Origin of the sequence: Sphingobium cloacae, assembly GCF_002355855.1 — a bacterium.
Classification (GTDB): domain Bacteria; phylum Pseudomonadota; class Alphaproteobacteria; order Sphingomonadales; family Sphingomonadaceae; genus Sphingobium; species Sphingobium cloacae.
In genome coordinates this window covers 30,941-52,690 of sequence record NZ_AP017660.1, presented here as the reverse complement: position 1 = coordinate 52,690, position 21,750 = coordinate 30,941, and the positions used below count along the sequence as shown (strand labels likewise).

Annotated in this window: 24 protein-coding genes; 10 read left to right on the top strand and 14 right to left on the bottom strand. The window is 62.5% G+C overall.

Features of this window, described 5'->3' with window-relative positions; all coding sequences use genetic code 11:
* Window positions 1-65: 65 nt before the first annotated feature.
* Complete coding sequence (locus SCLO_RS22510; RefSeq protein WP_007686162.1) at window positions 66-371, bottom strand: conjugal transfer protein TraD; 306 nt, start codon at window positions 369-371, stop codon at window positions 66-68.
* Window positions 372-545: 174 nt separating this feature from the next.
* On the opposite strand from SCLO_RS22510, the gene traA reads away from it, so the two are divergent.
* Window positions 546-3,677 carry a Ti-type conjugative transfer relaxase TraA gene (traA, locus tag SCLO_RS22505; RefSeq protein ID WP_007686163.1) on the top strand — a complete coding sequence of 1,044 codons (3,132 nt, stop codon included), beginning with the start codon at window positions 546-548 and terminating at the stop codon, window positions 3,675-3,677.
* Window positions 3,678-3,684: 7 nt separating this feature from the next.
* Window positions 3,685-4,422, top strand: coding sequence for a DUF6118 family protein (locus tag SCLO_RS22500; RefSeq protein WP_007686165.1), 738 nt, complete (start codon window positions 3,685-3,687; stop codon window positions 4,420-4,422).
* Window positions 4,423-4,469: 47 nt separating this feature from the next.
* Here SCLO_RS22500 and SCLO_RS24150 read toward each other — a convergent pair whose 3' ends face one another.
* Entirely contained in the window at window positions 4,470-5,678 is a 1,209-nt protein-coding gene (locus SCLO_RS24150; protein WP_231923484.1) for a phospholipase A, read from the bottom strand.
* 1 nt (window position 5,679) lies between these two features.
* The gene (locus SCLO_RS22485; protein WP_231923483.1) at window positions 5,680-6,213 is read right to left on the bottom strand and encodes an FAD-dependent oxidoreductase; all 534 of its coding nucleotides are present in this window, start codon (window positions 6,211-6,213) and stop codon (window positions 5,680-5,682) included.
* Here SCLO_RS22485 and SCLO_RS22480 point away from each other — a divergent pair.
* The 3 genes from SCLO_RS22480 (at window position 6,190) to SCLO_RS22470 (ending at window position 8,464) form a co-directional block, all read left to right on the top strand.
* Window positions 6,190-6,954, top strand: a complete 765-nt coding sequence (locus SCLO_RS22480; RefSeq protein ID WP_001389365.1) for an IS6-like element IS6100 family transposase — start codon at window positions 6,190-6,192, stop codon at window positions 6,952-6,954. The genes SCLO_RS22485 and SCLO_RS22480 overlap by 24 nt on opposite strands.
* A gap of 160 nt (window positions 6,955-7,114) precedes the next feature.
* The gene (locus tag SCLO_RS24485) at window positions 7,115-7,309 is read left to right on the top strand and encodes a hypothetical protein (protein ID WP_407695344.1); all 195 of its coding nucleotides are present in this window, start codon (window positions 7,115-7,117) and stop codon (window positions 7,307-7,309) included.
* A gap of 522 nt (window positions 7,310-7,831) precedes the next feature.
* Complete coding sequence (locus SCLO_RS22470) at window positions 7,832-8,464, top strand: tyrosine-type recombinase/integrase (protein WP_066522348.1); 633 nt, start codon at window positions 7,832-7,834, stop codon at window positions 8,462-8,464.
* Window positions 8,465-8,618: 154 nt separating this feature from the next.
* On the opposite strand, the gene SCLO_RS23125 is transcribed toward SCLO_RS22470, so the two are convergent.
* Window positions 8,619-8,918, bottom strand: coding sequence for a hypothetical protein (locus SCLO_RS23125; protein WP_123905560.1), 300 nt, complete (start codon window positions 8,916-8,918; stop codon window positions 8,619-8,621).
* Between the two features lie 168 nt (window positions 8,919-9,086).
* On the opposite strand from SCLO_RS23125, the gene SCLO_RS22465 reads away from it, so the two are divergent.
* Window positions 9,087-9,389: a YciI family protein gene (locus SCLO_RS22465; RefSeq protein WP_066522351.1), complete on the top strand. Its 303-nt coding sequence runs from the start codon at window positions 9,087-9,089 to the stop codon at window positions 9,387-9,389.
* Between the two features lie 64 nt (window positions 9,390-9,453).
* Here SCLO_RS22465 and SCLO_RS22460 read toward each other — a convergent pair whose 3' ends face one another.
* Entirely contained in the window at window positions 9,454-10,353 is a 900-nt protein-coding gene (locus SCLO_RS22460; RefSeq protein WP_066522347.1) for a pirin family protein, read from the bottom strand.
* Window positions 10,354-10,655: 302 nt separating this feature from the next.
* Here SCLO_RS22460 and wrbA point away from each other — a divergent pair, with 302 nt between their 5' ends.
* From wrbA to SCLO_RS22440, 4 genes are all read left to right on the top strand, one after another.
* On the top strand, window positions 10,656-11,255 hold the full coding sequence (gene wrbA / locus SCLO_RS22455) for an NAD(P)H:quinone oxidoreductase (RefSeq protein WP_066522345.1): 600 nt from the start codon (window positions 10,656-10,658) through the stop codon (window positions 11,253-11,255).
* Between the two features lie 57 nt (window positions 11,256-11,312).
* Complete coding sequence (locus SCLO_RS22450; RefSeq protein ID WP_096362282.1) at window positions 11,313-11,924, top strand: YceI family protein; 612 nt, start codon at window positions 11,313-11,315, stop codon at window positions 11,922-11,924.
* Between the two features lie 103 nt (window positions 11,925-12,027).
* Window positions 12,028-12,618, top strand: coding sequence for a cytochrome b (locus SCLO_RS22445; protein ID WP_066522461.1), 591 nt, complete (start codon window positions 12,028-12,030; stop codon window positions 12,616-12,618).
* Between the two features lie 4 nt (window positions 12,619-12,622).
* Complete coding sequence (locus SCLO_RS22440) at window positions 12,623-13,204, top strand: YceI family protein (protein ID WP_066522462.1); 582 nt, start codon at window positions 12,623-12,625, stop codon at window positions 13,202-13,204.
* Between the two features lie 526 nt (window positions 13,205-13,730).
* Here the strand turns inward: SCLO_RS22440 and tnpC are convergent.
* The 9 genes from tnpC to SCLO_RS24250 form a co-directional block, all read right to left on the bottom strand.
* Window positions 13,731-15,224, bottom strand: a complete 1,494-nt coding sequence (gene tnpC / locus SCLO_RS22435; protein ID WP_066522435.1) for an IS66 family transposase — start codon at window positions 15,222-15,224, stop codon at window positions 13,731-13,733.
* 294 nt (window positions 15,225-15,518) lie between these two features.
* Window positions 15,519-15,890 (bottom strand): IS66 family insertion sequence element accessory protein TnpB, encoded by a 372-nt coding sequence (gene tnpB / locus SCLO_RS22430; protein WP_062346440.1) that lies wholly within the window; start codon window positions 15,888-15,890, stop codon window positions 15,519-15,521.
* Window positions 15,887-16,306: a transposase gene (locus tag SCLO_RS22425; RefSeq protein WP_082734689.1), complete on the bottom strand. Its 420-nt coding sequence runs from the start codon at window positions 16,304-16,306 to the stop codon at window positions 15,887-15,889. Before SCLO_RS22425 ends, tnpB begins: the two co-directional genes overlap by 4 nt.
* Before the next feature lie 209 nt (window positions 16,307-16,515).
* Entirely contained in the window at window positions 16,516-16,911 is a 396-nt protein-coding gene (locus tag SCLO_RS22420) for a Rieske (2Fe-2S) protein (RefSeq protein WP_066521108.1), read from the bottom strand.
* Window positions 16,912-16,917: 6 nt separating this feature from the next.
* Window positions 16,918-17,745 carry a dioxygenase family protein gene (locus tag SCLO_RS22415; RefSeq protein WP_066521113.1) on the bottom strand — a complete coding sequence of 276 codons (828 nt, stop codon included), beginning with the start codon at window positions 17,743-17,745 and terminating at the stop codon, window positions 16,918-16,920.
* Complete coding sequence (locus SCLO_RS22410; protein WP_066521105.1) at window positions 17,742-18,800, bottom strand: maleylacetate reductase; 1,059 nt, start codon at window positions 18,798-18,800, stop codon at window positions 17,742-17,744. The genes SCLO_RS22415 and SCLO_RS22410 overlap by 4 nt, the downstream gene beginning before the upstream one ends.
* Window positions 18,801-18,805: 5 nt before the next feature.
* Complete coding sequence (locus SCLO_RS22405; protein WP_066521111.1) at window positions 18,806-20,269, bottom strand: aldehyde dehydrogenase family protein; 1,464 nt, start codon at window positions 20,267-20,269, stop codon at window positions 18,806-18,808.
* A 46-nt stretch (window positions 20,270-20,315) separates the two neighbouring features.
* Window positions 20,316-20,660 (bottom strand): outer membrane beta-barrel protein, encoded by a 345-nt coding sequence (locus tag SCLO_RS24255; protein ID WP_083949188.1) that lies wholly within the window; start codon window positions 20,658-20,660, stop codon window positions 20,316-20,318.
* The gene (locus tag SCLO_RS24250; RefSeq protein WP_162849118.1) at window positions 20,569-21,702 is read right to left on the bottom strand and encodes an outer membrane beta-barrel protein; all 1,134 of its coding nucleotides are present in this window, start codon (window positions 21,700-21,702) and stop codon (window positions 20,569-20,571) included. Before SCLO_RS24250 ends, SCLO_RS24255 begins: the two co-directional genes overlap by 92 nt.
* Between the last annotated feature and the right edge of the window lie 48 nt (window positions 21,703-21,750).

The window sequence follows — 21,750 nt, the reverse complement described above, 5'->3', positions numbered from 1 at the left end:
GGTGGCGGGTGCGTTCGCGGCGAGCCACGGCCCATTCCCTCGTATCGGTGCGGCGCTGTGCGGCTTCAACCCTGCGTCTCGCCTGCGCCAGTTTTGCTTCCGCCTCCCGCGTTGCCGCCAGTGCTTCGGCCAGCCTTTCGGCCGCGTCCTTGAAAGAAGGCGGACCCCTTCGCGCGCCACGCCTCCTTTTCGTCGGCGCTGGCAGATTCGACGGCGGCGAGCAGCACCCCGGCCAGCACATCGAGATCGAGCGCATCGGCCCCGGTGGATGTGACCAGCTCGCCTAGCTGCTGGACCTTCTTCGCCTTGAGGGCGCGGGCCTTGTCGCCCAGCGCCTTCAACTCGGCGTCATAGTCGCGGACCTTACGCATATTCTCTCCCTCGCGCCCATGATCGGGAGTGGCAGCGTAGCACGGTCGCGGTGACAGGACAGCAGCTCCGGATAAAAAATGCGGCAAAGTCAATCATGCGAACGGCAGAGAGTGTGAGTGCGCGCTTATACGTCGTTGCCGACGTGCGCTAAGAAAGGCAGTATAGCGGCCGTCATGGCGATCTACCATTTCTCGGCCAAGGTCATCAGTCGCGCCAACGGATCGAGCGCCGTTGCCAGCGCGGCCTATCGTGCGGCGGAACGGCTGCACGACGACCGGCTAGGACGCGACCATGATTTCTCGAACAAGGCCGGCGTCGTCCATTCGGAAATCATGTTACCCGAAGGTACACCGGAGCGTTTAAACGATCGCGCGACCCTATGGAACGAGGTCGAGGCGGGCGAGAAACGCAAGGACGCGCAGCTCGCCCGCGAAGTCGAGTTCTCGATTCCGCGCGAGCTGGACCAGAAAGAGGGCATCCGGCTCGCCCGCGATTTTGTCGAAAAGCAGTTTGTCGAGCGCGGCATGGTCGCGGACATGAACGTGCATTGGGACTTGGGAAAGGACGGGCAATCCAAGCCACACGCGCATGTCATGCTGTCGATGCGCGAGGTAGGGCTGGAGGGCTTCGGCCAGAAGGTGCGCGAGTGGAACAGCACGGCGCTGTTGCAGGAGTGGCGCGAGGCGTGGGCCGATCATGTGAACGAGCGCCTCGCCGAACTGGATATAGACGCGCGCATAGATCATCGCAGCTATGAGGCGCAGGGGATCGAGCTTGAGCCGCAGCACAAGATCGGGCCGGCGGCGTCGCGTATGCCCGAACAGGGGCTTGAGGCCGAGCGGGTCGAGGACCATGCCCGGATCGCGCGGGAGAATGGCGAGAAGATCATCGCCAATCCGCAAATCGCGCTCGACGCGATCACGCGCCAACAGGCGACGTTCACGCGGCGCGACCTGGCGCAGTTCGCGTTCCGGCATAGCGACGGCAAGGACCAGTTCGATCAGGTGATGAGCGCGGTGCGGACCTCGCCCGAGCTGGTAGCGCTGGGGAAGGACGGACGCGGCGAGGACCGGTTCACGTCGCGCGAGATGATCGACACCGAGCAGCGGTTGGAGCGCGCCGGCTACGGCCTAGCGGATCGGGCCGGGCATGGTCTCCCGGCGGCGTCTAAAATGGGGGGGCGAGACACCGCCGAGAGGGTTGGCCTTGCGCTGGGAAGCCAGCAGAAGGACGCGCTCGCGCATATCACCGGCAAGAACGACTTGGCAATTGTCGTCGGCTATGCCGGCACCGGCAAATCGACCATGCTGGGCGTTGCGCGCGACGAATGGGAGCGGGCGGGCTATCAGGTGCGCGGTGCGGCCTTGTCGGGGATCGCGGCCGAGGGGCTTGAGGGCGGTTCCGGTATCGCCTCGCGCACGATCGCCAGCATGGAATATCAGTGGGAGCAGGGCCGCGAGCTGCTAGGTCCGCGCGACGTGCTGGTGATTGACGAGGCCGGCATGATCGGCACGCGCCAGATGGAGCGGGTGCTGTCCGAGGCCGAACGGGCAGGGGCCAAGGTGATCCTTGTCGGCGACGCCGAGCAGTTGCAGGCGATCGAGGCTGGCGCTGCGTTCCGATCGCTGGCCGAGCGCTACGGCGCGGCCGAGATCAGCGATGTTCGCCGGCAGCATGAGGACTGGCAGAAAGACGCCACGCGGGCGCTCGCAACAGGCCGCACCGGCGAGGCGATCCATGCCTATGCCGAGCATGGCATGGTCCACGCGGCCGAGACGCGCGAGGCTGCGCGGGAAAGCCTTGTGGAGGGCTGGGATCGCGCTCGCATCGCCGATCCCGACAAGACGCGGATCATCCTCACCCATACCAATGCCGAGGTGCGCGACCTGAACCTGGCTGCGCGCGATCGGCTGCGCGACGCCGGCGAGCTGGGCCAGGACGTGCGCGTGTCGGCCGAGCGGGGCGCGCGGGAGTTCGCGACCGGCGACCGCATCATGTTCCTCAAGAACGATCGCGGCCTTGGGGTGAAGAACGGCACGCTGGGCAAGGTCGAGCGCGTGTCGCCCGACAGCATGGCGGTGAAGTTGGACGATGGCCGTCAAGTCGCGTTCGACCTGAAAGATTATGCCCATGTCGATCATGGCTATGCGGCGACCATCCACAAATCGCAGGGCGTGACGGTCGATCGGGCGCATGTGCTGGCGACCCCCGGCATGGACCGCCATTCGGCCTATGTGGCGCTGTCCCGGCATCGCGACGGGGTGCAGCTCCATTACGGCCGCGATGACTTCGCCGACGATCGCCGGCTTGTCCGCACGCTGTCGCGCGAGCGGGCGAAGGATATGGCGTCCGACTATCCGATGTATCGGGATCGCGATGCCGAGGCGCAATCCTTCGCCGATCGGCGCGGGCTGTCGGGTGAGATCCGCGTTGCGGATGCACCCGAGCGGAAGGGCGTGGAGATCCTCGCGCCCCGCGCGGGAACTTCACGCCAGATGGGCGAGGATTCCCGCACGCCCGATATTGGCGGCGACCGCGGTGCCGGCGAGGCGAAGGCCGCGGCCGAGCGTCAGTCGCGGCGCGGTATGTTCGACGGCTTGAAGCTGTCGGCCGCGCCGGTGAAGGCGGCCGAGCCAGCACAGGGTGCGAAGGAAAAGCCGGCTCCCAAGCGGGGCATGTTTGACGGGCTGAAACTGCCCCAGCGCACGCCGACGCCGGAGCCGGCGAAGGAATTGCCCGCGCGGGCCGAGCAGGGCCAGGATCGCGATTTCCGGCGCGCGGTCGAGCGGGCCTCGCGTTCGGCGGAGGCGGTGTTGCAGGCGCGGGCGTCGGGCGGGCCGGTGCTGGAACATCAGAAGGTCGCGCTCGAGCGCGCGGTTCAGGCGCTCGACACGCTCCGGCCGCGAGCTTCGGACGATATGGCCGAGGCGATGAAGCGCGATTCCGGCTTGCTGCGCGAGGCGGCGGCGGGGCGCAGCGGCCCGATGATCGAGGCGATACGCCAAGAGGCGCGCGTGCGGGCCGATCCGAACTTGCGCGCCGATCGGTTCGTGGAACGCTGGCAACAGCTCTCCCAGGATCGCGACCGGCTTTATCGCGCCGGCGACATGGCGGGCCGCAAGACGCTCGGGCAGGAGATGGCGGGCATGGCGAAAAGCCTTGAGCGCGATCCCCAGGTGGAATCGATCCTGCGCGGTCGCACCCGCGAGCTGGGGCTTGAGATCGGAATGAGTCCGGGCCGCGAGCTTGGGCGCGAGCTGTCGCGGGGGTTGGGGATCAGTCACGATCGCGGATTGAGCCGATAGGGAGAGGATGATGGACGAGGATGAATATCGCGAACCCGATGCTGGTGACGATCCGGCGCTGGCGTTCGCGCGGGTCGAGGATCGGTTGGCGTCGGTGCATGGCGAGGTCGGGTTGCTGCGCGCCGCGATCGCGGGGCTGGCTGCTACGCGCGAGTCCATCGAGATACCCGATTACGAGCCGACGCTGGCCCGCACCGAAAAGGTGCTGGGGGTGCTGGTGCAGCAGATCGACCCCATCGCCAAAAGTCCTCTCCTGTCGATGACGCCTCACAACATGGCGGGCGAGATCGTATCGGCGGCGCTCCATGCCCGTCGCGAGGATCAACGGCTGATCGCCGAAGCCCGGACAGGACTGGACCAGGCCGCGCGCGAGGTCGGCAACCGGCTCGCATCCGCACGGCGCGGCGATGTGCAAAACCGCTGGCTGATCGGGACCGGGCTGGGGGGCGCGGCGCTGGGGATGCTGCTCTATGCGGCGCTCGCCGGCCCGGTCGCGCGGATGATGCCGGCGAGTTGGCACTGGCCCGAGCGGCGGGCGATGCACGCGCTTGGCGAACCGACGATGTGGGATGCGGGGCAACGGTTGATGCAGACCGCCGCGCCCGAGAGCTGGGCGTTGATCGTCGCGGCCTCGCCGCTCGTCGATGGCAACCGCGAGGCGGTGCAGAAATGCCGCGAGCAGGCTGACAAGGCGAAAAAGCCGGTGCGCTGCACGATCGAGGTCAGGCCCGATGGCGGAAGGTGATACCGGCATGAACTCTGCGAGAGAAAGACTGTGGCGTCGCCTCAAGATTATCGCACGAGAGCAACGCCTATACGTAACCGGCGGGTGCGCCGGTTATAATCGAGCAGATTTTCACCATAGCCGTAGAAGGACTGGGCGAAGAGATAGAGATCGGGACCACCGCCGAGGAGACGGGGCAACGGATAGGACAGGTCGGCATTGACAGCCCCTTTGCCCGAACCGAAGTTGAAACGGGTGGAGGTGGAGAGGCGCAGTCCATTATCCTCTCCGACCTCCATGAACAATCCGGCATGTCCGCGATAATGGACGATATCCGGATTGTCGGATTTGTTACCGACATACAGGGAAAGCCTGGGGGCGAATGTTAGCCTGTAATCGCCGGCGATCGGAAGGGTTGCCATTGGAGCGATGTAGATGCTGTTGATGCTGCGCGACTGGGGACCGTCCCGCCCGTTGGACTCATGACGAATACCCGCCTGCACGGTCATGGCGATGTCGCCGGTAAGGCCAACTGTCGGTGTGATGTAGATAAGTTCGGGCTGGAAATCGATGTTGCGGAACGGGGAGGATTTGCTTTCAAGGTCCCAGAACATTCTCTGGGTGTAGGCGAGGTACAGCCCGTCTCGCCAATTGGAAGACGTCTGGCTGTTCGCCGAGGCTCCGAACAGGCGATATTTGAAGCTCAGTTGAATGCGAGCTTCGCTGTCGGTGCCTGGCCCGTAAACGGCATAGATGGGTTCATACAGGTCGAGATTGTCCACAAAGGCGTTGCCGGCTTTTCTGTCGGTAGGTGGCGGTGGAAGAATCGGTGCATTCGGATTCGAGCGATTTTCGGCCTCATGCGTAGCGGTCTTCACAATGGGCGCAAGCACCACCTCCTGAGTTGACCAGGCAGGAATGGAGACCATGGCTCTGACGAGGGGTTCATTTGCGGGCAGGCGATAATGGGCCTGCCCAAATCCATGCGCGTCGATGGCAAGATGCGGCTCTGTATCGTTAGCGCGCGCCAACAGGAGCGTGCGTTCACGATTCTCCTGCCGGACTTTCGCTTCGATCCTGTCCGGCAGGGCGAGGATTTCTTGTCTGTCAGTCCGGTTCAGAAAGCGCAGTGCAACGACCTGTTCGCCACTGGCATCGGTTTCTACCTGGCCGGTCAGTAGAACTTCCATGTCGGGCGGTGAAGCCCACACGGTGCCGGGAAGAACAAGCCAGAATGCACCGAGGATCAGGCAGCTTCGTTGGTGAAGGCGGCCCATGTCAGGCCAGGCGCTCGCGCCGGCGCACCGAGGTGTCGAGGGTATCGGCAAGCCACAGCAGGCTACCGCGAACCGGTCCATAAATTCGCGCCTGATGCCGCCGATAGAGCAGCGCATGCCCAAGCTGCGCCATGCGCCCGTGCAGGAACCCACCCCGGAACAACCCGAAGCGGCCAAGCGTCCCATAAGCGTCATAACCGCCGAGCGACACCAATGACCCGAAGTCATGGTAGCGAAATGGCGGCACGGGCTTTCCTTCCAATATTGTAGGCAAAGTGCGGCCAAGATAAACGCTCTGCTGATAGGCTGCTTGGGCCGTGGTCGGCAATGGACTCTCGCGGTCCGGAAGCATGACACTCGCACAGTCGCCCAGCGCGAAGATATCGGGGTCATTGGGTGTCGCCAAATTCGGGTTTACGATGACCTGCCCGAGCCTGCTGTGGTCCAGGCGGCTCTGTTGCAAAAATCGTGAAGCTTGAGCATGCTTGGCGGAGATTGGACGGACGGAACGATGACGGATTTCAAGTGGCGCCATTTCCAGGGTGATGTGATCCTGTGGGCGGTGCGCTGGTATTGTCGCTATCCGATCAGCTATCGCGACCTTGAGGAAATGCTGGCGGAACGCGGCATTTCGGTCGACCATACGACGATCTATCGCTGGGTCCAGTGCTACGCCCCGGAGATGGAGAAGCGGCTGCGCTGGTTCTGGCGGCGTGGCTTTGATCCGAGCTGGCGCCTGGATGAAACCTACGTCAAGGTGCGGGGCAAGTGGACCTACCTGTACCGGGCAGTCGACAAGCGGGGCGACACGATCGATTTCTACCTGTCGCCGACCCGCAGCGCCAAGGCAGCGAAGCGGTTCCTGGGCAAGGCCCTGCGAGGCCTGAAGCACTGGGAAAAGCCTGCCACGCTCAATACCGACAAAGCGCCGAGCTATGGTGCAGCGATCACCGAATTGAAGCGCGAAGGAAAGCTGGACCGGGAGACGGCCCACCGGCAGGTGAAGTATCTCAATAACGTGATCGAGGCCGATCACGGAAAGCTCAAGATACTGATCAAGCCGGTGCGCGGTTTCAAATCGATCCCCACGGCCTATGCCACGATCAAGGGATTCGAAGTCATGCGAGCCCTGCGCAAAGGACAGGCTCGCCCCTGGTGCCTGCAGCCCGGCATCAGGGGCGAGGTGCGCCTTGTGGAGAGAGCTTTTGGCATTGGGCCCTCGGCGCTGACGGAGGCCATGGGCATGCTCAACCACCATTTCGCAGCAGCCGCCTGATCGGCGCAGAGCGACAGCCTACCTCTGACTGCCGCCAATCTTTGCAACAGAGCCCAACAACTTCAACCTGACCGCCTATTACGAGAAGGGGCCGGCCGGCGTCCGGCTGTCCTATGCATGGCGCGGCGGCTTCCTGCTGTCGCCCTCGTCCGCGCAGGCGATGGGCACCCGCTCGCTCGCCTATGGAACGCTGGACGGCAGCGCGAGCCTGAAGATCACCGACAATGCATCGCTTACCCTCGAAGGGGTTAACCTGCTCAATGCGGCGCAATTGACGCAGTTCACCAGCGGATTGCCGTCAGCCTATGTCGATGCCGGACGACGCATCCTTTTTGGGGCGCGCTTCTCGTTCTAACTCGGACCTATGAGCCTCGCAACCCTGACACGCTACGAGGCTCATCGTCGTGTGCCAGAAGCCCATCAGACCAGCTCTCCTCCTGAGGGCAAGCTTCCGGCATACGACTTAGGATCTTGGTTTTTATTTCAAAACTACATCGTTTCTTGAGAGACTAATCTACTCGCGTTGGGTCGATCACGTGTCCATGCGGGCCAAACCTTTTGCCACAGGCTCCGTAAATCGTTGATCAGCGTAGGTCTGAAAGACGCTCTTCCATATCGCTGAAGATTAATAACCGCAGCTGGCGGGGTGCCAAATGGCGGATTTAGGAGCGGACCAAGACTGCAGGGACGGCCGAACTGGGCGCGTCACCGACCGGCAGCTGTCAAACTTGCGAGGGACCGGTTTCGGCGCAAGCCGTCATTCCGGCGCCCGTGCTGGAATGACTTAAACTGGTCGGCAAAAGCCTCAAAGCCTTTCGTCCACATCCTCGGCGGCTAGCGTTCTTCAAATGGCCAATTTGGCCATAGGAGAAAGACCATGGAGATGCCTGAAACCGAACTCACCGCCGCCAAGCGTCCGGTCTGGAATGCCGGAAGGACCGTAGGTGCAAAGCGGGCTCTGAAGCCAAAGCAGATCTGGGAGATCCGCTTCTACCTTAATCAGCGCCGCCGCCTGCGAGATCGGGCGCTGTTCGATCTGGCGATCGATAGCAAGCTTCGCGGCTGCGACCTGGTGCAGATGAAGATCGGCGACATTGTCAGCGGCGGACAGATCCGGACGCGAGCAATCGTGATGCAGCAGAAAACGGGAAGACCCGTTCAGTTCGAGTTACTGCCGGACGCTCGGGCGAGCCTGTTGGCCTGGCTGGATCGGCGCGGGGGCACGGTAGATGATTATGTCTTTCCCAGCAGGGTTGATCATAATGGGCATCTCAGCACTCGCCAGTATGCGCGGCTTGTCGACGAATGGGTAACAGGTGTTGGTCTCATGCGAAATGAATATGGCACGCATTCACTTCGCCGAACGAAGGCATCGATAATCTATAGGGCCACCGGCAACCTTCGCGCCGTTCAGATCCTGCTCGGCCATAGCAAGATCGAAAATACGGTACGCTACCTCGGAATCGACGTGGAGGATGCTCTTGCCCTCGCCGAAAATACGGAGATCTGAACCCGATGGCGCCCGTTTCCGGTAGAGAGCCGGACACGGGCGCCTGGGACATATCCGCCATCCCCGCATACTTCGACGAACGGCAGGTTCATCCGAAAGCTGTCATTCCACACCGAGTTTGGCGACCGAGGGGGCTCGGTACTCGCATTGTCGTCTAGTCGGCCGTTTCACAACCAATGGATTTCCTGAAAAGGCTGACCATTGAGCCAGAGCTGATAAATCGGTCATTATCGAACCGGCGCACGAGGTCGTACTCAAGGCAATGACGGTTGTCGTGTTTTAAGCCCATGGCATGCACGCGGCGGTGACCGCAATCGGTACCGAGCTCCGCGTTAACCGGCAGGCGCACGGGATGCTTACGCAGGAGCGTCTCGGCTCGGGCCCAGTATTGACCGGCTTTTGTCAGTACCCTTGTGTGCATGCTGCGCGAGCCAAGCAGGTGCAACTCAACCATCCGTTCTTCATATGGAAGACGGGCCTGCGAGGATGGCTACACCATAAACAAGGTCTTTTCAGACATAGCTTTGAGCAAATTATACAGGACGCGTCCCTGTGCTTCCTTCAGGCGCCAGATGAAATCCGATCGGCGACCTGTACCCTTTTCAAAGTGAGGTTTGTAACTATGGGAACTTTTGTGTTCGAAGCACTTGATCGCCCCGGGATGGAAGCACGACGCCTGCAAGCGCGCGACCTTCATCGTGCTTATATCCGAAACACTCCGACGGGTATGCGGTGCGTTCTGGGTGGCCCGCTACGAGAAAGGGCTGACGGTCCGATGCACGGAACGCTATTGGTCTTCGAAGCCGACAACGCCGATGATGTGCGTACCTTCATGGCCAACGATCCGTATCAGCTGGCCGACCTGTTCGAGATGGTCACTGTTTGGGAATGGTCATTGGGTCTGGGGCATATCGTCGTCGGATAAAGTTCCCACGAAGGCAGGTACATGATGCCTGCCTTCGTGGTGAGATTGATGTTTCGTGGGCGCGTCAAACGGATGGGAGCGGGATGAAATCTGTCTCGTCGGGAACCCGTGCGAAGCGATCGTGTCGCCAGTCTTCTTTCGCCTGTTCAATACGGTCCGGTCGGGAGGAAACCAGGTTCCAGTAGACATGACGCTCCTCCGGGAAGGGCTCTCCGCCGATCAGCATGACTCCGGTCTGCCCCGAAGCCCGAATGATGACCTCGGCATGCGGCTTCAAGACCACGAGTTGCCCTGCCCCGAACGATCCGGTCTGCCCCACCACTTCAATTGCCCCGCTTACGACGTAGAATGCCCGCTCGATGTGCTCATCGTTGGCCTTGTAACGGGCGCCGTGCTGTAGCTGTATTTCGGCATAGACAAGGTCTGAGAACGTCTTCACCGGGGACTGAAGACCTTCAGACTGACCCGCTATCAGCGTGAAGCGGACGCCGCCCTCGTCCTCGATCGGGATTTCCTGCGCCTTGAAATGATCGAAAGACGGGGCGGTTTCCTCGTCTGCGGTCGGCAGCGCTATCCAGACCTGCAAACCGGACAACACGCTGTCGCTCTTACGGGTGTCGAGATCGGTGCGCTCTGAGTGAACGATGCCGCGCCCTGCCGTCATCCAGTTGATTTCGCCGGGGCGGATCGTTTGGTGAATGCCAAGGCTGTCGCGATGAACTATCTCACCTTCGAGCAGGTACGTGAGCGTGGAGAGACCGATGTGTGGGTGCGGTCGGACATCCAGACCTTGTCCGCCGCGAAACGCCACAGGCCCCATCTCGTCGAAAAAAATAAACGGCCCGACCATCTGGCGTTGCGGTGAGGGAAGCGCTCGGCGGACGAAGAAGCCATCTCCCAAATCGCGAGAATTCGGCACGACAACCGTGTCGACGCCTTCGGACGGGTGAGTGAGAGTGGACATAACGCATCTTCCTGAGATCTGATTGTACACGCCTCGGATCGACCGATCCCTCGAGCTGTGCGGGTCTTTTTTATCGCCACGCCAGCATCCTGTTTAGAAGGATAAATCCATAGCGTTCATTCGACAAAATCGAAAAGAGGCAGAACGATCGTCCGGATCCACGATAGCCCACATCGAGCGAAGTGCGAGCCGGACATTTCGACTTTCTCGAACAAAAGCTTCCAACTTATGCGGGTGCCTGAACAAGCCAATCACTGCCAAAACGGCATTACCAACTCATCACAGCTTGCAGGAGCGTAGATATGGCGAAGGTTCTTGTTCTCTACTACTCGACGTACGGACACATCGAGACGATGGCGCAGGCCGTTGCCGAAGGTGCGCGATCCGCAGGAGCAGAAGTCGACATCAAGCGCGTTCCTGAAACTGTGCCAGACGGTGTTGCCCGCGACAATCACTTTAAGCTCGACCAGACTGCGCCCATCGCAAGTGTTGCCGATCTCGAGAACTACGATGCCATCATCATCGGCACCGGCACCCGTTTCGGGCGCCTTTCCTCGCAGATGGCGGCATTCCTTGACCAGGCCGGCGGTCTGTGGGCACGCGGCGCACTGAATGGAAAGGTCGGCGCAGCGTTCACCTCGACCGCGACGCAGCATGGCGGCCAGGAAACAACTCTTTTCTCGCTGATCACCAACCTGCTGCACTTCGGCATGGTTGTCGTCGGGCTACCTTACAGCCACCAGGGCCAAATGTCGCTTGACGAGATCGTCGGCGGCGCTCCGTATGGCGCCACCACCATCGCCGGGGGCGACGGCAGCCGGCAACCCAGCAAAATCGAGCTGGATGGTGCACGCCACCAGGGCGAGATCGTCGCAAAGACTGCCGCGAAACTCTTCGCGTAATACGAAAAGCGCCGGTCAAGGGGGCCGGCGCACTTTTCCAACATCGGAGAATACAAAATGAACCGCGTCCTTACGATCGCGGCGAGCGTTGCTGCGTTCGCGATTTCCCTTCCGGCCGTCGGGCAGGCCAACCAGGACGCTACTGCGGTCCAAGCAGGTGACTATACCGTCGAGAGCACGCACACGCAGGTGCAGTTCTCGGTGAACCATTTCGGCATCAATGACTTCTACGGCACTTTCCCGGGCGCCAGCGGCAGCCTGTCGATCAACCCGAAGAATCTGGCGGCGGCCAGGCTGGACGTCACCGTCCCGGTCTCGTCGGTGTCCACTACCAACAAGACGCTCGATGAAGAGCTGGTAAGCGCCGACTGGTTCGATGCTGCCAAGTTCCCGACGATGCATTTCGTCTCGACCAAGGTCGTCAAGACCGGTCCAAAGACAGCAACCATTTCCGGCAACCTGACGCTGCATGGCGTGACCAAGCCGGTTACTCTCAACGCGAGCTTCAACGCCGCGGCGGTCAATCCTCTGAGCAAAGCCTATACACTCGGCTTCAAGGCCTCCGGCAGAATCAAGCGCACGGATTTCGGTGTCAGCAAGTACGCACCGCTCGTGAGCGATGAAACGACGATTACGATTACTTCGGCCTTTGAAAAGAAGGCAAATTAATTCTCTAGGTCGGCACTCTTCGCGCCCCCTCTCAGCTGAGCGTGTCGGCCCGTGTGATGCCCGTCTCTCCGGAGCGGGCATCACACTTTTTCAGGACATTATCATGCGTCAACGCACCCGCTATTCTGCGGTAGCGATGCTTCTGCATTGGAGCATTGCCGCCCTCATCATTGCGAACCTGTTCCTGGGTTGGCGCATGGGCTTCCTGAAGGGCCTTGCGCAGTTCGACATGTTCCAGCTCCACAAGTCCGTGGGTATTACCGTGCTGGTTCTCAGCATCGTTCGTCTGGTTTGGCGGATGCTCAATCCGGTCCCGCCGCTGCCGGCGGGAATGAAGGGCTGGGAAGTGGCAGCCGCCCATGTGACGCACTGGGCGTTTTACGGTTTGATGATCGGTCTGCCCCTGACGGGATGGGCTGTCGTGTCTGTCAGCCCTTGGAATATTCCAACACTGCTTTGGCACACGATCCCGTGGCCACACATCGGCCTTCTCCATGACCTTCCGATCAACGCCAAGCAGGCTGTCGAGAAGGTCGGCGGGAGCATTCACATGTATTTCGCCTTTGGCGGCACTGCCCTGATTGTGATGCACATCGGCGCCGCGTTGAAGCACCAGTTCATCTCCCGCGACGGCGTTTTGGGACGGATGGTCCCGGGCCTGCGGTCCACCCCCCATACTTCATCCGAGGCATAAGATCATGCGCGCCATCTTTCTCTATCCCATCGCCGCAACCGCACTGGCGGCATCGCTTCTCAACGCTCCCGCTGTGGCAGCCCCTGCGCCGACTTGGACGGTCAACAAGGCCCAATCGCGATTGGGCTTCCAGGCCAGCATGAACGGCCAGGCCATCAGCGGGGCATTCCGGCGCTTTGATGCGCGTATCGCGTTCGATCCCGCCAACCTTTCTGGCTCCAGCGTAGTTGCAGTGATCGATACAGGTTCGGCTGCCACCGGCGATGCCACGCGCGACGAATCGCTGCCAACGCCTGACTGGTTCAATACCAAGGTCTTTCCCCGCGCTACCTTCACCTCCAAGTCGTTCAAGAGCCTGGGCGGCAATCGCTATCAGGCAGCGGGCACGCTCAATATCCGCGGTGTTAATCGTCCGGTCGTCCTGCCATTCCAGCTGAACATCAATAGAGGGGAGGCCAGGATGCAGGGATCGCTCGTGATCGACCGCCGCTGGTTCGGGGTTGGACGGGGACAGTTCGCCTCCACTGACGCAGTGGCTGCCAATGTTCGCGTAAATGTGACTATTCAGGCCGCTCGCGCGAAATAGACGGTACGGCTCACCGAGCTACCGTTCCCCGACCACTGTGCGGCCTGACGGTGTGGCTCCAGCAAAGCTCGGTGAGTTTGATACATGCAGATATCCCCAACCTTTCAGTGGCCCTGCCGCTGGAAGGTTGGGGATATCTGCAGGTTGAAATACGGATGCACATTGCACCGCTATCTCGACACTCAGCATTCCATCGACGGCGCCTGGCAGGACGCTCCGACGGCCGCACGCTTCTCGTTGAGAACCCGGCGACCGGCGCCTAGATCTGGGCCCGGCTCATGCCGGCACGACCGATCTTGCCTGCGCACATGATGCAGCGCAGGTCCGGAGCCCGGTGCGACTATACGACGGCAGCGAGCGCAGGACATTGTCCGCCTGCTAACTCAGTAGCAGGGCAGGCCGCTGACCGAGGCCAAGCGTAAAGCGCTGGCCCTTCCCGAAATCATTGAATGCTAAAGAGGGCTAGGTCACTAAAGGGTATCCGTCATCCCAGACCCACGTGGCGGAAACGTGCCGGTCAAGCGTCTTAAGAGGGGGCGTTGCGCCCGGCGATCTTGGGGAAGTGCCAGGGCATGAGGGAATCGAGGTCCTTGTTGCTATGACCGTTGGCAAGCTTGGTGAGGGTGGCGGTGAGCCAGGCGAGCGGATCGACGTCCGAGAGTTTGCACGTTTCGAGAAGGCTGGCGAGCACCGCCCAATTGTCTGCCCCGGCATCGCTGCCGGCGAACAACGAGTTGCGGCGCGACAGGGCAATCGGGCGGATGCTTCTTTCGACCGTGTTGGTATCGAGCTCGACGCGGCCGTCGAGCAGGCAATAGGTGAGCTGCTGCCAGTGGTTGAGCATATAGTTGATCGCTTCGGCCATCTTGCCCTTGGCGCTGAACCGGCCGAGGTTCTTCGAGAGATAGTCGCGCAGGTTATCGAACAGCGGCTTCAGTATCAGCTGCCGCCCTTCGAACCGCGCCTCGGGCGAGGTGTCCCTGAGCGTCGCCTCGATCTTGTAGATCGCCGAGAAGCGACGGAGCACCTCGTCGGCAACGGGCTCCTTTTCGCGGAAATCGTAGAACTTGCGCCGCGCGTGAAGCAGGCAGAATGCGAGGGTGACGCCATTGCGGCGCTTGATCTCATTGTAGCCGGCATAGCCGTCCACCTGGAGCACCCCGGCGAAGTCGCCGAGATGGTCGATCGGATGCATGCCGCCGCGGCCGGCGGCGTACATGTAGACGACGGCGGGCGGCGCGAGTCCGCCCCATGGCCGATCGTCGCGGGCATAGGCCCACAGCTGGCCGCTCTTGGTCTTGCCGGTCCCGGGCGCCAGCACGGGCATGCGCGTCTCGTCGGCGAACAGCTTCACCGAACTTCGCAGCTCGGCGAGCAGATGCTGCCTGAGCGGAGTCAGCCACCATCCGACGCGCCCGACCCAGTCGGCGAGCGTTGCCCGGTCGAGATCGATCCCCTGGCGGGCGTAGATCTGGGCTTGCCGGTAAAGCGGAAGGTGATCGGCGTAGCGCGCGACGATGACCTGGGCGACGAGCGCGTCGGTGGGCAGGCCCTGATCGACGATGAAGCTTGGCGCCGGCGCCTGGGTGACGCCGCCCTCGTCGCAGCCGCGGCAGCCATAGCGCGGACGGCGGGTGACCAGCACGCGGAAGATGGTGGGCACGACGTCGAGGCGCTCGGTGACGTCCTCGCCGATGACATGAAGATCGTTGCCGCAGCAGGCACACTGCTTGTCTTCGATGTCGACGACCTGCTCGATACGCTCGAGATGGGCGGGCAGCGCTCCACGGTTGTTGCGGCGGCGGCGCTTTGTCTCGCCGGTCGCGTCAGCCTGGTCGATCAGCGCTTCGAGCCCGGCCTCGGCGCGCGACAAGGCAGCTTCGAGCTCTTCGAGCACGAGCTGGTACTGGTCGGGATCGAGCCGCTCGGCGCTCTGGCCGAAACGGTGGCGCTTGAACTGGTCGAGAATGTCGTTGAGGCGCTTGACCTCATCGCGGGCGGCCGCGAGCGCGTCCTCCATCTCGGCGGCCTTCGCCTCGGCGATGACGGCGGCGTGTTCGGCCGCTTTCGCGGTGGCGAGCGCGATGATCTCGCGCGCCTCAGCTTGGGCCGCAGCGCGGGCGAGCGCCTCGTTCTCGGCGTTGATGCGAACGATCTGCTGGTCGCGTTCGGCCGCCTCGGCGGTCAGCTTCGCGATGGTCGCGAGCAGCGCAACTGGGTCTTTGCAGGAGGCCGTCAGCGGGTCCATGGCAGGCATCGAATCACATGCGTAACGACGCGTCCAGCGCAGTTGACTCGGCCTGTCGCGACTATCTCACGCATCAGCGAAACCCTCGATTTTAGGCGGATTTACGCGCCTTGGCGCGCGGTGCCGACGCCAGTCCATGCCCGAGGTGAGTGCTGCCATCTGCGCCGCCGTGATCGAAAAACTGCCATCGACCGCCGGCGGCCAGGCGAATCCTTCGGCGGCCTCGGCGCGCTTGGTCATCAGCCAGATGCCGGTGCCGTCGAACCACAGAATCTTCAGCCTGTCCTTCCTCTTGGAACGAAAAATATAGGCGACTCCGCGCCACGGATCCTGGCTCAACTCGTGCTGGACCTTGGCCACCAGCGTGTCGATGCCGCAGCGGAAATCGATCGGCTTGGTGTAGATCAGCACCTTGGCGTCGCTGCCCGGCCCGATCATCGCGCCCTCAGCAGCGCTGCGATTACCGAGGCGACCAGCGTCGAACTTGCGCCGTGGGCGACCATCACTGGCACGCCGCGCACTTCCATTGCGACCTGCACCACCGCGTCCGGCAGCAGCCGCGCGTTCGCGGCCTCCGGTTCGAGCAGCACCGCCGGCACCGATGTCGGCTCGATGACCGCCGGCAGGAACATCGCCCTGTCCTCGCGCGCCGCGTCCTCCGCCATCTCGCGCAACTCGCGGCGCCAGGCATATATCTGGGCCGGAAGGACATCGAAACACGCGGCCACCTCCGCCATGCTGCACGCCGGATCGAGCGACAGCTCCACCACCGCGCGCTTCTCTTCCAGCGTCCAGCGCCGTCGGCGCCCGTTCTCCACGCCGCCACTGCCGTCGATCTCTTGCTCCACAGTCACCCCGCCGAATCAAATTACGCGATATGCACGCGGGACACTCAAAGCTCATGGCCATCTACGCCACGTGGGTCTGGGATGACGGATACACTAAAGGCGGACTGGAGGCGCTTGAAAGATCGCGCGGTTGTCATCGACAAAGTCGAAGGAGCGCGCCTGGCAAGCCCCGAGGCCTGCGAGGCGCGCTCCTGCACTCCTGCGATGGCGGTTACCTAGGCCGGTTTCGCTTCCCCGACGCGCACGAGACGGTCCACATCTTCATAGACAGGTACTGCGTCGAGGCGGCTGTCATCGCATGCACCATCGATGCACGTGCCGTCGTCAGGGCGAAACCGAGCGAAGTGCTGCACGCAAACGATCACGCCATCGACCATGAACTGATCCAGCTCGTGATTGAGCGGTAGCGAGAAGTGTGGGCACAGGTTCAGGTAGCCGCGCAGAACGCCTTCGTGGCGAATGACGAACATGCGGAACATATTGCGGCCACGTCCGAAATGAAACTCCCTTGCCCGACCTTCCTCGATCTCGACAGCGGGGCAAAGTTCGGTGCCAATGGCAGGTGCATGGGGGCGCAGCCGCCAGTAGTCGCGGATGGTCTCGGCCTCCATCCCTTCTTATGCTCCAGCCAAGCGGAAGTCATAATCGATGGCCAGCCTATCCCCGTCAGGCCGGGGGTGAACGACAAGGTCGGGTTTGACGCCGAACACTGCGTCGCTTTTCAGATAGTCATCGCCTGCAACGAAGATATGCGTGACGAGGCGGCGATAGCCCGGTGCGCTTATCATGAAGTGAATGTGGGCGGGCCGGTTCGGATGGCGGCCCAGCGCGCCGAGCATCCTGCCGACAGGCCCATCGGCAGGGATCGGATAGCTGACTGGCAGCACCGTCTGGAAGCTGTAGCTGCCATCCGGGGTCGAACGGAAGCTGGCCCTCAGATGGCCTTCTGGCTGGCCCTGGTCCTGCACGTCGTAGAGGCCGCAGGGCGCGGTCTGCCAGACTTCGATGAGGGCGCCTTCGATCGGATTTCCGTCCTGGTCGGCGATACTGCCCGAGACGAGCGTTGCATCCCCGTCTTCCGGGCGCAGCAGGATCGAGGCACCGGTTGCCAACTCACGTTGGATGCCGGAATAGAAAGGCCCAAACACGGTCGAAGGCGTGACCACGTCACCGTCGTTATGGTTGATCGCATCCACCAGCATGGACACGCCCAACGTATCCGAGAGCAGGATGAATTCCTGACGGCTGCCGGAGCAGATCTGCCCCGTCGCCGTCAGGAATTCTACCGCTGCCAGCCATTCCTCTTCAGTCAGACGCGTTTCGCGTACGGCCGCGTGGAGATGGCGGACAAGGACAGTCATGATTTCACGCAGGCGCGGGTTGGGAGCCGCAGCCATGGCATCGATGACGGCCTCGGTAAGCTCTGGGAAGATCGCACCTTTCATGATGCCGGACGCTCGCCGGCCCACGCACGGGCGATCAAATTTCGCAGATCGTCGCGTTCGAGCGACCTGGGATTCCAGTAGGCGTTCTCGACCGCCTGGTCCGCCGCCTTGTCGATGCCGTCTTCCGGCATGCCAAGTTCGCGCAACGATGCCGGCGCGTTGACCGCACGACCAAGAACGAATAGCGCCTGCGCCGGATCGTCATTCTTCAACGCCTTGCGCAGCACGTCAATGGAGTCCGGGATCGCGGGGGCGTTGTAGGCCAGCGCATGAGGCAGCACTACCGTGTGCGTTTCGGCGTGGGGCAGATCGAAAGTGCCGCCCAGCGTGTGGCAAAGTTTGTGATGCAGAGCCATGCCCACGGACCCAAGTACGGTGCCGCACAGCCATGCTCCGTAAAGCGCCTGGCTGCGGGCATCGACGTCGTCGGCCTTACGCGCGATTGTCGGCAGGGCCTCGGCCAGAGCCTCGATCCCTGCTGCGGCGAGCATCCGCATGACCGGGTTGGTATCCTTCGCGTAGAGGCCTTCCACCGCGTGCGCGATGGCGTTGATACCGCTGGTGCCCGACATTCCGACCGGCAGACCAAGCGTCAGGTCGACGTCGTAGATGACGAGTTCGGGCAGCACTTTGGGGCTCTTGAGCGTGGTCTTGCGCCCATTCTCCGTCTGGCCCAGGATCGGGGTCATTTCCGATCCGGCATACGTGGTGGGAACAGCTACCTGTGGCAGATCAGTGCGCAGCGCGATCGCCTTGGCCAGACCGATGGTGGAGCCGCCGCCGAAGGCGACCAGGCAATCCGCCTCGCTCGCCTCGATGTGCTTCAGCGCCGTGTCCGTCACTTCGACGGGAGTGTGCATGGTCGCCCCATCGAAGACACCGATGATGCTCTCCACCCCTCGGGTCAGCGCTTGCGCCTGCTCTGCCTGGTTGGGCGTGGAAAGCAGTAGCGCGCGCGTGCCTCCGACGGTTGCGATGGCCTCTTCCAGCCGGGAGATCGATCCCTGGCCAAAGAAGACGTGCGCGGTCTGACCGCAGTAAATGAAATCCTGCATGGTCTTCAGCGCTTGTAGAACGGCGGGAGATTGGCGTCGACGTTGACCCAGACCGATTTGGGCTGAGTGTACTCGCGCATCGCCTCGAAGCCCATTTCACGGCCATACCCAGACATGCCGACGCCGCCGAACGGCGAGGCGGGGTGGACGCGCTTGTAGCAGTTGATCCAGACCATGCCGGCGTGCAGCTTCTTCGCGAAGAGATGCGCGCGGGTAAGATCGTTGGTCCACAGGCCGGCGCCCAGGCCGTAGTCGGTGCCGTTGGCGATAGCGAGCGCCTCCTCATCATCCTTGAAGGTCAGGATGGTGACGAAGGGGCCGAAGACTTCTTCCTGCGCGACGCGATCGGTAGCCTTGGCGCGCACGATGGTCGGCTCCACGAAGCAACCCTTCGCGTATGCCTCGCCCTCGGGAACCTTTCCTCCGGCCAGGACCGCGCCGCCTTCTTCTTTGGCGACCTCGACGAAGGACAACACGCGCTGCTGGTGCAGTCGCGAGGTTAGCGGGCCCATCTCGGTCTCCGGGTCGAGCGGGTCGCCAATGCGGATCGACTTGGCCAGAGCGGTAAAGCGCTCGATGACCTCATCGGCAATGGATTCATGCACGATCATGCGCGAGCCTGCGATGCAGGCCTGGCCCTGGTTGTGGAAGATCGCGAAGGCCGAACCGCCAATAGCGGCGGGGATGTTGGCGTCCGCGAAGATGATGTTCGGACCCTTGCCGCCGAGTTCGAGCTGGATCTTCTTGAGGTTCGAAACCGAGGCCTCGACGATCCGGCGCCCCGTGGCGGTGGAGCCGGTGAAGGCGACCTTGCCAATGCGGGGGTGTTCGGCGATGCGCTGCCCCGCGGTGTGGCCATAGCCGGTGACGATGTTGATGACGCCGGCGGGAATACCGACTTCCATCATCAACTCGCCAATGCGCAGCGTGGACAGCGGAGTGATTTCCGAAGGCTTGATGACCATCGTGTTGCCGGCAGCCAGGGCCGGGCCCATCTTCCAGCTGGTGAACATCAGCGGGAAGTTCCAAGGCACGATGGCACCGACTACACCGATCGGCTCACGCTCGACATAGTTCAGGAACCCGGCATCGACCGGTACCACCGAACCTTCGAGCTTGTCGGCCATGCCGCCGAAATAACGGAAGCACAGCGCTGTGCGCGGAACGTCGAGCGAGAGGCAGTCGCGGATCGGATGGCCGGTGTCGGTCGCCTCCAGACGGGCGAGATCGGCGGTTTCCTCCTCGATGCGGTCGGCGAGCTTAAGCAGCAGGCGGCCGCGCTCGTGTGCGGGCAGCGCTCGCCATGCTGGCAGTGCCGCTTCTGCGGCCGCGACGGCCCGATCGACATCTTCCGCCGTGGCCTCTGCGATGTGGGCGATTATGCTGCCATCGTAGGGGTTCTCTACCGGGATCGTGGTGCCTGCCGAGCCATCCACCCATTCACCGCCGATCAGCAGCTTGGTCTGGATGGTCTTGAGAGTCTTCGGGTCGTCGAGGGCCATGGGGATCGCTCCTTTAGAAGAGGAAGAAGGCATTCAGCAGGCCGGTGAGCTGCTGGTCCTTGGAGTAGTTGTCGAACAGACGGCCAGGGCCATCGTGGATGTCGTAGCGGGCCTCGGCGCGGAGGCGGATGGCCGGGGTCAGTTGGTACTCGACATTGCCGGTGGCCGCGTAGACGTCACCGCGCACCCCGGCCCAGAGCGCATGAGCGCCCTGTTCGTCGGTGAACCATTCGGCGCGGCCATTGACGCTAACTTTGTCGCTCAGGCTATAGCGCGCGCCCAGGTTGGCGCCGTACCACCGTGCCTTGGGTGATCGCCCAAGGCACGAATGCGATGTCACCGGCCTCCTGCTGACCATAGCTGGCTTCCATCGCCACCTGAAACTTCGGGCTGAGGCTGTGACTGACGGTCAGGAAGCTGGAAAGGCGGCCAAGGTACTTGCCGGTGGAGCTGAGCGCGAAATAGGGGGAACCGCCTCGGCCCGGTGCGGGGCCGAAGTCGTTCTCGCCATTGCCATAGATAGCTTCGAGATCAACCCAGGTGCGCATGTCCGCGCTGCGCCAGCGCAGGCCACCGATGAAATCGAGATTCTTGTTGCGGTTGTCCCAGTCGTTCCAACCCAGCACGACACCATAATCGACTGAGAAATGGCCTGCTGGCCCACTCGCTACGCGTGTCTGCGCCAGCGCGCCGACGTGCTTGGCAGGACCGTGCTGGAAGCCATACGTGTGGGTGGCGAACCAGTTGGGCGGATTGAAAGCGTTTTCGAGCGGGGTCTGGAAACTGCCGATCATCACGCTCGTTCCTTTCAGGAACGGCAGGTAGATGTCGGCATAGGCCTGCGTTACCCCGAGCTTGAGATCCTTGTTGCGATCGAAGTGGAAATCGCCGTCGAGCCCAGACAGCTTGAGGAACTGCACGTCCTGCCCATAGATCGCGGTCACGTTGAAATCGACGGTGACGTGTTCGGGCGTGGGACCAGGAAATGGTCCGACACGGTTGTGAACGCCAGCCCCCGGCCCGAACGAGAACGGTGGGCAAGCCCGGCCGCTACATAGCATGACGCCCAGCTGGTTGAGATTGAGGCCGCGCTCGGTGTTGAAGAAAGCTGCGGGCGACACGTCCTTGCTGTCGTTGGTGGAGGTGACGGCCGAAGCCTCTCCCCATCCCAGCAGCATTATCTTATGGCTTTCCAGGCCGTCACCCAGCACGGCGCGCGCCAGAGCACCAGCCGGATTGGATGCTACAGCCGAGCCCGCATTTGGCGGGGACTCATCAGCGGCGGCAGGAGCGGGTGGGCCCACTTTCTGCGGCGCAGAGGCCTCTTGTGCGGTGGCAGGAAAAGCCATCAATACTCCAAGGCCCGCACCGATGAGCGCGAGCGAAACACCTTTCTTCATATCCATCCCCCCTCGGGAACGGCCCGGCTCAACTGGCCGGGTCCGTCC

What these genes read in the sequence shown, in the direction of transcription:
- SCLO_RS22510 (WP_007686162.1), bottom strand. Translation starts at nt 371, where the DNA reads ATGCGTAAGGTCCGCGACTATGACGCCGAGTTGAAGGCGCTGGGCGAC.
- traA (WP_007686163.1), top strand. Translation starts at nt 546, where the DNA reads ATGGCGATCTACCATTTCTCGGCCAAGGTCATCAGTCGCGCCAACGGA.
- SCLO_RS22500 (WP_007686165.1), top strand. Translation starts at nt 3,685, where the DNA reads ATGATGGACGAGGATGAATATCGCGAACCCGATGCTGGTGACGATCCG.
- SCLO_RS24150 (WP_231923484.1), bottom strand. Translation starts at nt 5,678, where the DNA reads ATGGGCCGCCTTCACCAACGAAGCTGCCTGATCCTCGGTGCATTCTGG.
- SCLO_RS22480 (WP_001389365.1), top strand. Translation starts at nt 6,190, where the DNA reads ATGACGGATTTCAAGTGGCGCCATTTCCAGGGTGATGTGATCCTGTGG.
- SCLO_RS22485 (WP_231923483.1), bottom strand. Translation starts at nt 6,213, where the DNA reads ATGGCGCCACTTGAAATCCGTCATCGTTCCGTCCGTCCAATCTCCGCC.
- SCLO_RS24485 (WP_407695344.1), top strand. Translation starts at nt 7,115, where the DNA reads ATGGGCACCCGCTCGCTCGCCTATGGAACGCTGGACGGCAGCGCGAGC.
- SCLO_RS22470 (WP_066522348.1), top strand. Translation starts at nt 7,832, where the DNA reads ATGGAGATGCCTGAAACCGAACTCACCGCCGCCAAGCGTCCGGTCTGG.
- SCLO_RS23125 (WP_123905560.1), bottom strand. Translation starts at nt 8,918, where the DNA reads ATGGTTGAGTTGCACCTGCTTGGCTCGCGCAGCATGCACACAAGGGTA.
- SCLO_RS22465 (WP_066522351.1), top strand. Translation starts at nt 9,087, where the DNA reads ATGGGAACTTTTGTGTTCGAAGCACTTGATCGCCCCGGGATGGAAGCA.
- SCLO_RS22460 (WP_066522347.1), bottom strand. Translation starts at nt 10,353, where the DNA reads ATGTCCACTCTCACTCACCCGTCCGAAGGCGTCGACACGGTTGTCGTG.
- wrbA (WP_066522345.1), top strand. Translation starts at nt 10,656, where the DNA reads ATGGCGAAGGTTCTTGTTCTCTACTACTCGACGTACGGACACATCGAG.
- SCLO_RS22450 (WP_096362282.1), top strand. Translation starts at nt 11,313, where the DNA reads ATGAACCGCGTCCTTACGATCGCGGCGAGCGTTGCTGCGTTCGCGATT.
- SCLO_RS22445 (WP_066522461.1), top strand. Translation starts at nt 12,028, where the DNA reads ATGCGTCAACGCACCCGCTATTCTGCGGTAGCGATGCTTCTGCATTGG.
- SCLO_RS22440 (WP_066522462.1), top strand. Translation starts at nt 12,623, where the DNA reads ATGCGCGCCATCTTTCTCTATCCCATCGCCGCAACCGCACTGGCGGCA.
- tnpC (WP_066522435.1), bottom strand. Translation starts at nt 15,224, where the DNA reads ATGGAGGACGCGCTCGCGGCCGCCCGCGATGAGGTCAAGCGCCTCAAC.
- tnpB (WP_062346440.1), bottom strand. Translation starts at nt 15,890, where the DNA reads ATGATCGGGCCGGGCAGCGACGCCAAGGTGCTGATCTACACCAAGCCG.
- SCLO_RS22420 (WP_066521108.1), bottom strand. Translation starts at nt 16,911, where the DNA reads ATGGAGGCCGAGACCATCCGCGACTACTGGCGGCTGCGCCCCCATGCA.
- SCLO_RS22415 (WP_066521113.1), bottom strand. Translation starts at nt 17,745, where the DNA reads ATGAAAGGTGCGATCTTCCCAGAGCTTACCGAGGCCGTCATCGATGCC.
- SCLO_RS22410 (WP_066521105.1), bottom strand. Translation starts at nt 18,800, where the DNA reads ATGCAGGATTTCATTTACTGCGGTCAGACCGCGCACGTCTTCTTTGGC.
- SCLO_RS24255 (WP_083949188.1), bottom strand. Translation starts at nt 20,660, where the DNA reads ATGGTCAGCAGGAGGCCGGTGACATCGCATTCGTGCCTTGGGCGATCA.
- SCLO_RS24250 (WP_162849118.1), bottom strand. Translation starts at nt 21,702, where the DNA reads ATGAAGAAAGGTGTTTCGCTCGCGCTCATCGGTGCGGGCCTTGGAGTA.